A 13,567-nucleotide genomic window follows, 5' to 3' on the forward strand; every position below is an offset into this window, starting at 1 on the left:
CAGCCAACATCCCGAGACTTTTCAGCCCGCCCGGGCCAGCGCCTGATGGCAGACCCGCACCGGGTCGTCGACCTGGCGGATGCCGGCCGCCGCGGTGCGTGCGGCACCGCGGTAGCGGGGTGACGACAAGACGTCGCCGACGGCTGCCACCAGCGCCTCGGCGGTCAATGGGCGAATCAGCCGCGCGCTGCCCTGCCGGGACACCCGGTTGGCGATCTCCCATTGATCGCCACCGCCGGGCACCACCACCAGCGGCACGCCGGCCAGCAGCGTTTTGGCGACCATGCCGTGGCCCCCGCCGCAGATCACCACGTCGGCATGCGCCAACAGTGCGTCCTGGCGTCCCAGCCCGACCGTGGCCCAGGGGGGCACGGTCAGCTCGGCTCCGCCCAGGCGCGACACCAGCAGTCGCGACCCGGCCGGCAACGTCTGCCCCGGCGTCAAGCACGCCAGCGCGACTTCGGCCAGACCTTCAGTCCCGATCAACGCGGTTGACGGCGCGACGACCACGACCGGGCCCGAACCGTCGGGGACCTCCAGGATGCGGTCGGTCGGCTCGAAGTGCAGCGGACCCACCACGACGGCCTCGGCCGGCCAGTCCGGGCGGGGCACCTCCAGCGCCGGCAGGGTGGCGATCAGCCGGCGCAGCGGCCCGGGGTCGCGGACGGGCAGACCGATCTCGGCGCGTGCCAGCTCCCGCTGCCGCAGCCCGGTCCGCCACGACCGCGCCGTCAGGGCGCGCATGGTGGCATCGCGCAACCGGCCGCGGATACCGGTGCCGGGCGCCAGCCCGCTGCCGATCGGCGGCAGCCCTTTCGATGGCAGGTACAGCGGATGCGGGTTGAGCTCGATCCATGGGACGCCCAGCAACTCGGCGGCCATGCCGCCGCCGGCGGTGATCACGTCGGAGACCACCAGGTCGGGTTGCAGCGCGCGCAGCACCGGCACGTTGAGCACGGCCATCCGCGCGGCTCGCCGGTGGATGCGGGCGCCGGCGTCGAGGTCTTCGTCGGTGGCCGCCAGCCCGTCGAGCGGCAGCGCCGCGATGCCGGCGTCGCGCGCGGTCGGGAGCCATTCCTCGCCGGTGAACAGGGTGGGCTCATCGCCGGCGTCGCGGAACCGCAGGCAGAGCGCGATCGCGGGAAACGAGTGCCCGGGATCTGGGCCGGCGACGACGGCGACTCGCACCGCCTTACCCTGCCACAACGCGCCGCCGGCACGCGCCTACGCTGGCACCATGACCGAGCTGACCCAGACAGCCGTCGCAAACACGCGCACGGTCGAACGATTTCTGAATGCGCTGCAGGATGTGGACCTCGAGACCGCAGCGGCCGCCTTGGACGAAAACCTCATCTACCAGAACGTGGGCCTGCCTACGATCCATGGCCGCCGCCGGGCCATGCAGTTGTTCCGCCGGATGGACGGCAGGGCGGGTTTCGAGGTCAAGATCCACCGCATCGCCGCCGACGGCGCGGCGGTGCTGACCGAGCGTTCCGACGCGCTGATCTTCGGCCCGCTGCGCCTGCAGTTCTGGGTGTGTGGCGTCTTCGAGGTCCACGATGGCCGAATCACGCTGTGGCGGGACTACTTTGATTTCTTCGACATGACCAAGGCGTTGCTGCGCGGGCTGGCGGCCCTGGCGATTCCGTCGCTCAAAGCGTCGTTCTAGCGCGGTAGTCCGCCGAGTTCGTCGAACGCCTTGGCCCAACCCGTGAGTCGATCGGTGGCCTCGGCCAATTCGGCCCGGTAGCGCTGGTGGGCGGCCGCGAGCCCGGCATCGCCGTTGGCCGAAGAGACCAATTGCGCTGCGGCGGTAACCATTTCGTTGTACTGCCGCACGCCGGAGCTCAACTGCGCGGTGAACGCGTTGATGGTGGGCACCAGATAGGACCGGGAGGATTCGGTGTGCTGCGCCGCCCGCTCCATCGACACCACCTCCGCCGCCGTGGCGGCCATGGCGGCCGAGGTCTTGTTGGCCGCCGCGGTCAGGCCGCCGATTTCGTCGGCCGGCAGCATGGCGCCGCGCTCGATGACGCCCAGCAGCGAGAAGAACCCTCGCTCGGAGGCGCCGAGGGCGTACATCGCCGGTCGGGCCGCGGAACCGGGCGGCGGCAACCGGCGCGCGGCGGCGGGGCGGGTCGCCGGTAGCGGCTCCGACTTCAGCCAGTGGTAGCGGAAGAACAGCAACGTCGCAGGGATCACCTCGAGCACCGCGATCCCGCCGGTGATTTGAAGCAACAGCGCGAACCAGCCCCACCACGCGAGCACCGCGGTCAGCACGGCCCAGAACACGGCGCCCAGTGTGAAGATCCACGCCCACCGCAACGCGCGGCGGCGGCGGCGCAGCAGCCGGGCCCGCGGATCCGCGGCGGCGCTGATCTTTTGGGCGACGAAGCCGAACAGATCGGCGGCGGTGTCGAAGCCCTGCTGCAGCAGGTTGCGCCAGAGCCCGCCGTGGGTGGCTTTCACCGCCATGTCACACCGACCGTCGGTTACTGGCCAAACGGCTTCTCGGCGACCTGTCCGCCGGCGCCCTCGGCGGGAGCGGGAGTGGCGGGTGTGGTGCCGGGAGCGGCCGCCCCGCCGGTCGGCAGGGCCTCGCCGCGCATCGACGCCCGGATCTGTTCGAGGCGGGAATGCCCCGCCATCTGCACGCTGGCCTGCTGCACCTCGAGCATGCGGCCCTGCACCGATCCCTGGGCGAGTTCGGCGGCGCCGACAGCGTTGGCGTAGCGACGCTCGATCTTGTCGCGCACCTCGTCGAGGCTGGGCGTGTTGCCCGGCGCGGCGATCTCGCTCATCGAGCGCAGCGATGCGCTGACCTGTTCCTGCATCTTGGCCTGTTCGAGCTGGCTGAGCAGCTTGGTCCGCTCGGCGATCTTCTGCTGCAACACCATCGAGTTCTGCTCAACGGCCTTCTTTGCCTGCGCGGCGGCCTGCAGCGCCTGGTCGTGCAGGGCCTTGAGGTCTTCGACGCCTTGCTCGGCGGTCACCAGCTGGGCCGCGAAGGCCTCGGCGGCGTTGTTGTACTCGGTGGCCTTGGCGGCGTCGCCGGCGGCGGTGGCCTGGTCGGTCAGCGTCAGCGCCTGACGCACGTTGACCTGAAGCTTTTCGATGTCGGCCAGCTGCCGGTTGAGCCGCATCTCCAGTTGCCGCTGGTTGCCGATCACCTGCGCGGCCTGCTGGGTCAGCGCCTGGTGGGTGCGCTGCGCTTCCTCGATGGCCTGCTGGATTTGGATCTTCGGGTCGGCGTGCTCGTCAATCTTCGCGTTGAACAGCGCCATGACGTATTTCCACGCTTTGACGAACGGATTGGCCATGAGTTAGCTCCACCTTCGGTTCTGTGTGCCGGAGGACCCCCGATAGGTCCTGGCGATCACCTTGCCGCCCAATTTATCGGGTCGGCGCCGTTCGCCCTACCCTTGACGCGCGATCGGCATTGGCGAGCAGTAACGGGCACTCAAGCCACCGCGAGCGAGGCCACCGGCGGAATGACGACCTTGGTACTGGCGTCGATGTTCGCCGCGCGCGAGGTCGCGCGTTCCTCGGTCGCCATCCGCTGACCGGCGTCGGTGAGCACGGTCGACAGTGGGACGTCCAGAGCGTCGCAGATGGCGTTCAGCAGTTCGCTGGAGGCTTCTTTGCGGCCGCGCTCCACTTCCGAGAGGTATCCAAGGCTCACCCGCGCCGTGTCCGACACCTCGCGCAGCGTCCGGCCCTGCGAGGTTCGGGCCACGCGCAACACCTCGCCGATGACTTCGCGCACCAGTGGCGGCATTCTGCTCTCCTTCGTCCGGCCAAGCGGCTTCAATCAGGTCAACGCCGGCCGCCACGGTCTAGGTTCCCGTCCGCCGTATTTCTCTGACGGTTGAAGCGACATAGTCGATTCCGGTGACGACCGTCAGCACGAGCGCAGCGCCCATCACCACCGAGGCCGCCGTCAGCAGCGATCCAGACAGCGGCAGCACGAACAGCCCGATCGCCACCGCCTGGACGAAAGTCTTCAGTTTGCCGCCCCAACTGGCCGGGATGACACCGCGGCGAATCACGGCGAGCCGTAACAGCGTCACCCCGATCTCGCGGACCAGGATCAGCACGGTGACCCACCAGGGCAGCTCGGCCAGCATCGACAGGCCAACCAGCGCGGAGCCGATCAGCATCTTGTCGGCGATCGGATCGACGAACGCGCCGAACTCGGTCGCCATGCCGTAGTTGCGGGCCAGCAGGCCGTCGAGCCGATCGGTGATACACGCCACGGCGAACACCACGAACGCCACGATTCGGGCGACCGTTTCGTGGCCTCCGCCGGCAAACAATGCGAGCAGGAAGATCGGCACCAGCACGAGCCGCAGTAGCGTCAGGACGTTGGCCAGGTTGGCGATACTGACACGTCCTGCCGCAGGTCCCGTCTGCGGCTGGCCCGACACCGCATCAGAATAACGGTTGACCAGCGCAGCCGCCCCGGATGTCAATACTGTTACCCGTGACCCAAAGCCCACCGGGAAACCAGACGGTTGTCGTCCGACGCGCGCGGACCTCCGACGTCCCCTCGATCAAGCACCTCGTCGACACCTATGCGGGCAAGATTTTGTTGGAGAAGGCCCTAGTGACGCTGTATGAGGCGGTCCAGGAGTTCTGGGTTGCCGACCTGGACGGCGCGGTGGTCGGCTGCGGCGCCCTGCACGTGTTCTGGTCCGACCTGGGCGAGATCCGCACCGTCGCGGTCGACCCCGCTACGACGGGCCACGGTGTCGGCCATGCCATCGTCACCAAACTGATCGAGGTCGCCCGCGAACTTCAGCTGGAGCGGATCTTCGTGCTGACCTTCGAGACCGAGTTCTTCGGCAAGCACGGGTTCACCGAGATCGAGGGCACGCCCGTGACCGCCGAGGTGTTCGAGGAGATGTGCCGCTCCTACGACATCGGTGTTGCCGAATTCCTGGACCTCAGCTACGTCAAGCCGAACATCCTGGGCAACACCCGCATGCTGCTCAAGCTCTGACGGCCGGTGCGAATCCGGACCGCTTTTTCCCAGTAGGTGCACGTTCGGCGCGCTGGGTCAGTCCTCCGGGAAGTCGTCTCCGCCGTCGGCGCCGGCCGATCCAGCACCCGAGCCCCGGATCAGCGCCAGCGTCCCGGCCAGTTCGTCGGGCTTGATCAGCACCTCGCGGGCCTTGGAGCCCTCGGACGGCCCGACGATGCCGCGCGTCTCCATCAGATCCATCAGCCGGCCGGCTTTGGCGAAGCCGACGCGCAGCTTGCGCTGCAGCATCGAGGTGGAGCCGAACTGCGACGACACGACGAGTTCGACGGCCTGCAGGAAGACGTCCATGTCGTCGCCGATGTCCGGGTCGACGTCGGTGCGCTCGCCGGTGGGCTTGGCGGTGGTGACGCCCTCGGTGTACTCGGGCTCGGCCTGGTCCTTGCAAGCGGCGACGACGGCCTGGATCTCCTCGTCGGTGATGAAGGCGCCCTGCAGGCGGATCGGCTTGCCCGCGCCCATCGGCAGGAACAGGCCGTCGCCCATCCCGATCAGCTTCTCCGCACCGGCCTGGTCCAGGATGACGCGGCTGTCGGTCAGCGACGACGTCGCGAACGCCAGCCGCGAGGGGACGTTGGTCTTGATCAGGCCGGTGACCACGTCCACCGACGGGCGCTGGGTGGCCAGCACCAGGTGAATGCCTGCGGCGCGGGCTTTTTGGGTGATCCGCACGATGGCGTCCTCGACGTCGCGCGGCGCGGTCATCATCAGATCGGCCAGCTCGTCCACGATCGCGACGATGTAGGGGTACGGCCGGTATTCGCGCTGGCTGCCCAGCGGCGCCGTGATGGCGCCGGAGCGCACCTTCTCGTTGAAGTCGTCGATGTGGCGCACCCGGGACGCCTGCATGTCCTGGTAGCGCTGCTCCATCTCCTCGACCAGCCAGGCCAGCGCGGCCGCCGCCTTCTTGGGCTGGGTGATGATCGGGGTGATCAGATGCGGAATGCCTTCATAAGGCGTCAGTTCCACCATCTTTGGGTCGATCAGGATCATCCTGACCTCTTCCGGCGTGGCCCGGGTCAACAGCGAGATCAGCATCGAGTTGACGAAGCTGGACTTACCGGAGCCGGTGGAGCCGGCCACCAGCAGGTGCGGCATCTTCGCCAGATTCGCGGAGATGAAATCGCCTTCGATGTCCTTACCCAGCCCGATGACGAGCGGGTGGTGGTCGCGACGGGTCGACGGCGCGGTGAGCACGTCGGCCAGCCGCACCATTTCCCGATCGGTGTTGGGCACCTCGATACCGACCGCCGACTTGCCCGGGATCGGGGCGAGCATCCGGACGCTCTCGGTGGCGACCGCGTAGGCGATGTTCTTTTGCAGCGCAGTGATTTTCTCGACTTTGACACCGGGTCCCAGCTCCACTTCGTAGCGGGTGACGGTCGGTCCGCGGGTACAGCCGGTGACGGCAGCGTCGACCTTGAACTGGGTCAGCACCTCGCCGATGGCTTCGGCCATCTGTGTGTTGGCCGCGCTGCGTTTCTTGGGCGGGTCGCCGGCGACGAGCAGCTCGAGCGGCGGCAGGTGGTACGGACCTTCGACGACCCGGTCCAGCACCTGGGTGTCCTGCTTCTTGGCGCCGCGCCTACGGTTTTTGCCGGAGCCGTCTTTCAGGGCCGGAACGGTCGGGGTTTCGTCGGCGGGTGGCTCGTCCAGCGAGACCGGCGTGCCGGGCGCGCCGCTCGAGGGCCACGCCCGCGGCTCGTCGTCGCGCACGCCGTCGTCGTAGTAGCCATCGGAAAGATCTTCGCGCGGTTGGTCTTCGGCGTAGTCGTAATCGTCGGCGTACTCATCGGGGTATTCGTCGTCGTATTGGTCGTCGACGAACCGGGTGTGGAACATGGCGCGCATGACCTCGGGCAGCTCGCGGATCGTGGTCCCGGTCAGCAGCAGCAATCCGAACAACGCACCGATGAACAGCAGCGGCGCGGCGATCCAGGAGGTCAGCCCATCCGACAGTGGACCGCCGATGGCAAAGCCGATGAATCCCGCCGCGCGACGGCGCAATTCGGGGTCGCCCGGCGAACCTGACCACAGATGCCGCAGGCCGAGCAGCGACAGGCTGATCATGCTGGCGCCCAGGATCAGCCGGGGCCGTGCCTCAGGGTTGGGCTCGGTGCGCATCAGCATCACCGCCACCGCGCCGAGGATTGCCGGCAGGGCCAGGACCCCCGCGCCGAGGAAGGTGCGCAGCACCGCATCGACCCAGGCGCCGACCGGTCGGGCGGCGTTAAACCATGAACTGGCGGCGACCACGACGGCCAGGGCAAGCAGCACCAGCGCGATGCCGTCGCGGCGGTGCCCCGGTTCGATGTCGCGGGCGCGCCCGATCGACCGGGCGGCGCCGCCGGTGCCCCGCGCGGCCATCAGCCACGTGGCGCGCAGCGCGCGGCCACAGGTCACCCCGGTGGCGACCAGCACCGACCGGTTGCGCCGTTTCGCGGGCCTGCCCGGCCTTTTGCGGGGTGCCGGACGCGCACTTCGGGACACGCCGGTCCGCGAAGTGGCCTTTGACCTGCTCGTTCGGGTTCCGGAGCGGGCGGCGGTCTTACTAGCCATGGGGTCCAGCCTAGTCGCAATCGCCCCATATTCACCATCTGCCACACTGGTCACAAGACGGTGTCGGTTCGGTCATCCCAGCACTACGGCCCGAAAACGAGGGGCCCGAAAACGAGGGGCCCGAAAACGAGGGGCCCGAAAACGCCGGGCCACAAAACGACGGGGCCACAAAGCGGCCGGATCGCCGCATGTCGCCGCCCGCAACCGTGACACCGGCGGCACCGGCGGTGTGAGTAGGGTGACAGCAATCCCCCGCCCGCTACCCGCAAGGAGCCCCGATGCCCGTCGTCGTCGTCGCCACCCTGACCGTGAAGCCCGAGTCGGTCGACACTGTCCGCGAGATCCTCACGACCGCCGTCGAAGAAGTGCACGAGGAGCCGGGATGCCAGCTCTACTCGGTGCATCAAAGCGGCGAGACTTTCGTCTTCATCGAGCAGTGGGCCGACGAAGAGGCGCTCAAGGTCCACAGCACCGCACCCGCGATCGGCAAGCTGTTCGCGGCGGCGGGCGACCACCTGGCCGGACCGCCCGACATCAAGACCCTGCAGCCCATCCCCGCGGGCGACCCGGACAAGGGGCAACTGCGCAAGTGACCAAGGCCGGTCCGTCGGGACCCCTGACCGGAAAGGTCGCGCTGATCACCGGTGCGGCCCGCGGACAGGGCCGGGCACACGCGGTTCGCCTCGCCGCCGACGGGGCCGCGATCATCGCGGTCGACCTGTGCGAGCAGATCGCCAGTGTCCCTTACCCGCTGGCTACGCCCGAGGACTTGGCAGCCACCGTCAAACTCGTCGAAGACGCCGGTGCCCGCATCCTGGCCAGGCAGGGGGACGTGCGTGATCGCGCCTCGCTGACCGACGCCGTGCGGGCGGGTCTCGACGAGTTCGGCCGGCTCGACATCGTGGTGGCCAACGCCGGGATCGCACCGATGCAATCCGGTGACGACGGCTGGCGCGACGTCATCGACGTCAATCTCACCGGGGTCTACAACACCATCACTGCCGCGATCCCGACCATGGTCAAGCAGGGCACGGGTGGCTCGATTGTGCTGATCAGCTCCAGTGCGGGACTGGCCGGGGTGGGCAGCGCCGACGCCGGTTCCGTCGGCTACACCGCCGCCAAGCACGGCGTCGTAGGGTTGATGCGTGTGTACGCGAACCTGCTTGCCGGACAGATGATTCGGGTCAACTCCATTCACCCGTCCGGCGTGGATACCCCGATGATCAACAACGAGTTCACCCGGGAGTGGCTGGCCAACATGGCCGCCGCGACCGATACGCGCGGCGCGATGGGCAACGCCATGCCGGTGGAGGTGCTCGACGCGCAAGACGTCGCCAACGCGGTGGCGTGGCTGGTCTCCGATCAGGCCCGCTACATCACCGGCGTCACACTGCCGGTCGATGCGGGCTACCTGAACAGGTAGTGGCCATGGCACGAAACCCCGCGGCACAGACTGCATTCGGCCCGATGGTGCTGGCCGCCGTCGAGCAGAACGAACCGCCGGCACGCCGTTTGGTGGACGACGATCTCGCGGACCTGTTCCTGCCTGCTCCGCTGCGCTGGCTGGTTGGCGTGTCGCGGCTGACTCCAATGCGCCGCTTGATGATTCGCGGGTCGGAGTGGGCCGGGCCGGGTCTGTGGGCCAATCTGGCCTGCCGGAAGCGGTTCATCACCGACAAGATTGCCGAGGCGCGGGACGACATCAACGCGGTGGTCATCCTGGGCGCCGGATTGGACACCCGTGCCTATCTGTTGAACCGGCAGATCCGGATCCCGGTCTTCGAAGTCGACCTGCCGGTGAACATCGCCCGCAAGGCCAAGACGGTCCGGCGGGTGCTGGGTGGGCCGCCGCTGTCGGTTCGGTTGGTGGCGTTGGATTTCGAGCGCGACGACCTGCTCACCGCGCTGGCCGAGCACGGTTATCTGCCCGACTATCGAGCGTTCTTCATCTGCGAAGGGGTGACCCAGTACCTCACCGAGGACGGCGTGCGGCGCACGCTCGACGGACTGCGCGCGGCGGCACCGGGCAGCCGGCTGGTGTTCACCTACGTCCGCCGCGACTTCATCGACGGCACCAACCGCTATGGCACTCGCACGCTGTACCGCAACGTCCGTCAGCGCAAGCAACTGTGGCATTTCGGTCTGGAGCCCGACGAGGTCGCCGACTTCATCGGCGAGTACGGCTGGCGGCTGATCGAACAGGCCGGGCCGGACGAACTGGTGGCGCGCTACGTGCGGCCCACCGGCCGCAAGCTCAAGGCGTCGCAGCTGGAATGGTCGGCTTATGCGCAGAAAATCTAGATCTCGATGACGGTCGGCACGATCATCGGTTGCCGGCGGTAGGTTTCGCCCACCCATTTGCCGACGGTGCGCCGCACCCCCTGAGCGATCCGGATCGGGTCGGTCACGTTGGCGGCGTGCAGCGCTTCCAGCTCTTCTTCGACTTTTCGCACGACCGGTTCGAGCGCCTTGGGATCCTCGGAGAATCCCCGCGAATGCAGGTGCGGCGTGGTCGCCGACCGGCCGGTGCCGCGGTGCAGCACGACGGTCACCGCGACGAAGCCCTCGGACAGAATGAGCCGCTCCCCCAGGGTGATGTCGCCGACGTCGCCGGTGACCAGACCGTCGACGAACATCTTGCCGACCGGTACCGCCCCGGCGATCGACGCCCGGCCGCCCACCAGATCGACGCTGACGCCGTTCTCCGCCAGCAGGATCGAGGATTCGGGCACCCCGGCGCTGGCGGCCAGCTTGGCGTTGGCGCGCAGCATGCGCCAGGTGCCGTGCACCGGCATCACGTTGCGCGGCCGCACCCCGTTGTACAAGAACAGTAGCTCCCCGGCATAGGCGTGTCCCGAAACATGCACGCGCGCTTGGGAATTGGTGACCACTCGGGCGCCGATCTTGGACAGCGCGTCGATGACGCCGTAGACCGCTTCCTCGTTGCCGGGGATCAGCGACGACGACAGCACCACGAGATCGCCCGCGGTCAGCGTGATGCTGCGGTGCTCGCCGCGGGACATCCGCGACAACGCCGACATCGGCTCGCCCTGGGTTCCGGTGGTGATCAGCACCACCCGCTCGGGTGGCATCATCTCGGCGGCGCCGATGTCGATCAGGTCGGAATCCGCGACACGCAGAAAGCCCAACTCGCGGGCGATGCCCATGTTGCGCACCATGGATCGGCCGACGAAGGACACCCGCCGCCCCAACGCCACCGCCGCATCGATGATTTGCTGCACCCGGTCGACGTTGGAGGCGAAGCACGCCACGATGACGCGGCCGTCGGCACCCCGGATCAGCCGGTGCAGCGTCGGGCCCACTTCGCTTTCGGATGGACCGACCCCGGGGATCTCGGCGTTGGTCGAATCGCACAGGAACAGATCCACGCCGGTGCCGCCGAGCCGTGACATACCGGGCAGGTCGGTGGGCCGGCCGTCCAGCGGTAGCTGGTCGAGCTTGATGTCGCCGGTGTGCAACACCGTCCCGGCTCCGGTGGACACGGCGATGGCCAGCGCGTCGGGGATGGAATGGTTCACCGCGAAGTACTCGCACTCGAACACGCCGTGCCGGGTCCGCTGGCCCTCTTTGACCTCGACGAACACCGGCTTGAGGCGGTGCTCGCGGCATTTAGCGGCGACCATCGCCAGGGTGAATTTGGAGCCGACGACCGGGATGTCGGGCCGCAGCTTGAGCAGGAATGGGATCGCCCCGATGTGGTCCTCGTGGGCATGGGTCAGCACCAACGCCTCGATGTCATCGAGCCGGTCTTCGATGTGCCGCAAGTCGGGCAGGATCAAATCGACGCCGGGCTCGTCGTGGGTGGGAAACATCACCCCGCAGTCGATGATCAGCAGTCGGCCGAGATGCTCGAAAACGGTCATGTTACGACCGATTTCGCTGATGCCACCCAGCGCGGTCACCCGTAACCCACCAGCGGTCAACGGACCGGGCGGGCTGAGAGCTTCGTCCACTTCTAGGCCAGCCTTCGGGTCACCGCAGCACCGAGGCCGCGCGCATGTCGGCCGCCAGTGCCTCGATTTGTTCCGGCGTTGCCGGCACCTGCGGCAGCCGCGGGTCGCCGACGTCGAGTCCCTGCAGGCGCAGACCGGCCTTGGACAGGGTGACCCCACCCAACCGGCTCATCGCGTTGCACAATGGGGCGACCGCGACATTGATCTTGCGAGCGGTCGCAATGTCTCCGGAACTGAAGGCGGACAACAACTCTCGCAGCTGGCTGGCCGCGAGATGAGAGATCACGCTGATGAAGCCGGTGGCGCCCATCGCCAGCCAGGGCAAGTTGAGCGCGTCGTCTCCGGAGTAGTAGGCCAATCCGGTTTCGGCGATGATCTGGCCGCCGCTGTGCAGATCGGCCTTGGCGTCTTTGATGCCGACGATGTTCGGGTGCGACGCCAGCGTGCGGATGGTGTCGGGCTCGATCGGCACCACCGACCGCGGAGGGATGTCGTAGAGCAGCACCGGCAGCTCGGTCGCGTCGGCGACGGCGGTGAAATGGGCGATCAGCCCGCTTTGCGGCGGCCGGGAGTAGTACGGAGTGACGACCAGCAAACCATGCGCGCCCTCCGCGGCGCTGGCTTGGGCCAGCTTGATGCTGTGCGCGGTGTCGTAGGTGCCCGCCCCGGCAATGACGCGGGCCCGGTCGCCGACCGTCTCCAGGACGGCCCGGAGCAGCTCGAGCTTCTCGTTGTCGGTGGTGGTCGGCGATTCACCGGTGGTTCCGGAGACGACCAGCCCGTCGCAGCCGGCGTCGACCAGGTGATTTGCCAGCTTCGCGGCACCCGCCAGGTCGAGGGAGCCGTCGGCACCGAACGGCGTGGCCATTGCGGTCAGCAAGGTCCCCAGACGAGCGGGGGCATCGAATCCGACGGAACTCACGGGTCTCAGATTACCTGGCGACGCCAATGGGATTTCGCCGCCGCGCGAGGCAACACCGGGCTGCGCGACCCTCGCGTGTGCACTCAGGGTTTCGGATGTGCTCTCCGGGTGCCGACACGCCGAACGAGGCCGCCCAGGACGCACACGCCACGCCGCGAATGCACGCTCGCTCGAGCCGGATTGCGACCTGCAGCCTTCGCCGGCTCAGGGCCGGCTCAGGGCCGGCTCAGGCTTCGGTCGCTCGAGCCGGATTGCGACCTGCAGCCTTCGCCGGCTCAAGGCCGGCTCAGGCTTCGGTCGCTAAAGGGCTGGTAGCGACCTCGGAGCCGTCGGCCAGCGCGGAAATCTCGAAATCGGCGAATACCGCCGGCGCCACCTGACTCAGCTGACGCAGACATTCGATGGCCAGGCGACGGATCTCCACGTCGGCATGTTCGCTGGCGCGCATCGCAATGAAGTGCCGCCAGGCCCGATAGTTCCCGGTCACGACGATCCGGGTCTCGGTGGCGTTCGGCAGCACGGCACGGGCGGCCTGTCGCGCTTGCTTACGCCGCAGGACCGCGTTGGGTTGGTCAGCGAACTTGGCTTCCAACTTGGCCAGCAGTTCCAGGTAGCTCGCCCGGCTGGCGTCGGCGGCCGCGGCCAGTATCTCCTGCAGCTCGGGGTCGTCCGCCATGCCAGGCGGCACCACGATCTGGGCCTGAACCTCCGGCACGTAGCGCTGGGACAGTTGCGAGTAGGAGAAGTGCCGGTGTCGGATCAGCTCGTGCGTCAACGAACGCGAGACGCCGGTGATGTAGAACGAGACGCTCGCATGCTCGAGCACCGAGAAGTGGCCGACGTCGATGATGTGCTTGATGTAGCCGGCGTTGGTCGCGGTCTTGGGGTTGGGCTTCGACCAGCTCTGGTAGCAGGCCCGGCCGGCGAACTCGACGAGCGCCGACCCGCCTTGGACGTCCGGGCCGTCGGTGCTCCAGGGGACGTCCGGCGGCGCCAGGAACTCCGTCTTGGCGATCAGTTGCACGCGCAGCGGCGCAATTTCGGCCACGGCGCTTACCTTAGCCGGGCAGT

Annotated in this window: 14 protein-coding genes; 5 read left to right on the plus strand and 9 right to left on the minus strand. The window is 68.2% G+C overall.

The window, feature by feature from the left end; all coding sequences use genetic code 11:
- Window positions 1–21 precede the first annotated feature (21 nt).
- The gene (locus G6N33_RS02615) at window positions 22–1,188 is read right to left on the minus strand and encodes a glycosyltransferase (RefSeq protein ID WP_044511011.1); all 1,167 of its coding nucleotides are present in this window, start codon (window positions 1,186–1,188) and stop codon (window positions 22–24) included.
- 49 nt (window positions 1,189–1,237) lie between these two features.
- On the opposite strand from G6N33_RS02615, the gene G6N33_RS02620 reads away from it, so the two are divergent.
- Entirely contained in the window at window positions 1,238–1,669 is a 432-nt protein-coding gene (locus tag G6N33_RS02620; RefSeq protein WP_061559065.1) for a limonene-1,2-epoxide hydrolase family protein, read from the plus strand.
- On the opposite strand, the gene pspM is transcribed toward G6N33_RS02620, so the two are convergent.
- From pspM to pgsA, 4 genes are all read right to left on the minus strand, one after another.
- Complete coding sequence (pspM, locus tag G6N33_RS02625) at window positions 1,666–2,475, minus strand: phage shock envelope stress response protein PspM (protein WP_044511008.1); 810 nt, start codon at window positions 2,473–2,475, stop codon at window positions 1,666–1,668. The genes G6N33_RS02620 and pspM overlap by 4 nt on opposite strands.
- Before the next feature lie 17 nt (window positions 2,476–2,492).
- Complete coding sequence (gene pspA / locus G6N33_RS02630; RefSeq protein WP_044511005.1) at window positions 2,493–3,320, minus strand: phage shock protein PspA; 828 nt, start codon at window positions 3,318–3,320, stop codon at window positions 2,493–2,495.
- A gap of 140 nt (window positions 3,321–3,460) precedes the next feature.
- Window positions 3,461–3,778, minus strand: coding sequence for a transcriptional regulator ClgR (gene clgR, locus G6N33_RS02635; protein ID WP_044511004.1), 318 nt, complete (start codon window positions 3,776–3,778; stop codon window positions 3,461–3,463).
- 58 nt (window positions 3,779–3,836) lie between these two features.
- On the minus strand, window positions 3,837–4,427 hold the full coding sequence (gene pgsA / locus G6N33_RS02640; RefSeq protein WP_196806430.1) for a CDP-diacylglycerol--glycerol-3-phosphate 3-phosphatidyltransferase: 591 nt from the start codon (window positions 4,425–4,427) through the stop codon (window positions 3,837–3,839).
- 38 nt (window positions 4,428–4,465) lie between these two features.
- Here pgsA and G6N33_RS02645 point away from each other — a divergent pair, with 38 nt between their 5' ends.
- Window positions 4,466–5,002: an amino-acid N-acetyltransferase gene (locus tag G6N33_RS02645; RefSeq protein WP_044513193.1), complete on the plus strand. Its 537-nt coding sequence runs from the start codon at window positions 4,466–4,468 to the stop codon at window positions 5,000–5,002.
- Between the two features lie 57 nt (window positions 5,003–5,059).
- Here G6N33_RS02645 and G6N33_RS02650 read toward each other — a convergent pair whose 3' ends face one another.
- Entirely contained in the window at window positions 5,060–7,600 is a 2,541-nt protein-coding gene (locus G6N33_RS02650) for an FtsK/SpoIIIE family DNA translocase (protein WP_101528235.1), read from the minus strand.
- 278 nt (window positions 7,601–7,878) lie between these two features.
- On the opposite strand from G6N33_RS02650, the gene G6N33_RS02655 reads away from it, so the two are divergent.
- Genes G6N33_RS02655 through G6N33_RS02665 form a run of 3 tightly spaced genes read left to right on the plus strand, consistent with a single transcriptional unit; the run spans window position 7,879 to window position 9,901 of the window.
- Window positions 7,879–8,193, plus strand: a complete 315-nt coding sequence (locus tag G6N33_RS02655) for a putative quinol monooxygenase (RefSeq protein WP_044511002.1) — start codon at window positions 7,879–7,881, stop codon at window positions 8,191–8,193.
- On the plus strand, window positions 8,190–9,023 hold the full coding sequence (locus G6N33_RS02660) for a mycofactocin-coupled SDR family oxidoreductase (protein ID WP_044511001.1): 834 nt from the start codon (window positions 8,190–8,192) through the stop codon (window positions 9,021–9,023). The genes G6N33_RS02655 and G6N33_RS02660 overlap by 4 nt, the downstream gene beginning before the upstream one ends.
- A gap of 5 nt (window positions 9,024–9,028) precedes the next feature.
- Window positions 9,029–9,901, plus strand: coding sequence for an SAM-dependent methyltransferase (locus G6N33_RS02665; RefSeq protein WP_044513188.1), 873 nt, complete (start codon window positions 9,029–9,031; stop codon window positions 9,899–9,901).
- On the opposite strand, the gene G6N33_RS02670 is transcribed toward G6N33_RS02665, so the two are convergent.
- The 3 genes from G6N33_RS02670 to thyX form a co-directional block, all read right to left on the minus strand.
- Window positions 9,898–11,574 carry a ribonuclease J gene (locus G6N33_RS02670; protein WP_044510999.1) on the minus strand — a complete coding sequence of 559 codons (1,677 nt, stop codon included), beginning with the start codon at window positions 11,572–11,574 and terminating at the stop codon, window positions 9,898–9,900. The two genes, G6N33_RS02665 and G6N33_RS02670, sit on opposite strands and share 4 nt — an antisense overlap.
- A 19-nt stretch (window positions 11,575–11,593) precedes the next feature.
- Complete coding sequence (gene dapA / locus G6N33_RS02675; RefSeq protein ID WP_044510998.1) at window positions 11,594–12,496, minus strand: 4-hydroxy-tetrahydrodipicolinate synthase; 903 nt, start codon at window positions 12,494–12,496, stop codon at window positions 11,594–11,596.
- 286 nt (window positions 12,497–12,782) lie between these two features.
- A complete protein-coding gene (thyX, locus tag G6N33_RS02680; RefSeq protein WP_044510996.1) occupies window positions 12,783–13,544 on the minus strand; it encodes an FAD-dependent thymidylate synthase in 762 nt (253 codons plus the stop codon).
- Window positions 13,545–13,567: the final 23 nt, after the last annotated feature.

Origin of the sequence: Mycobacterium simiae (assembly GCF_010727605.1) — a bacterium.
Taxonomy (GTDB): Bacteria; Actinomycetota; Actinomycetes; order Mycobacteriales; family Mycobacteriaceae; genus Mycobacterium; species Mycobacterium simiae.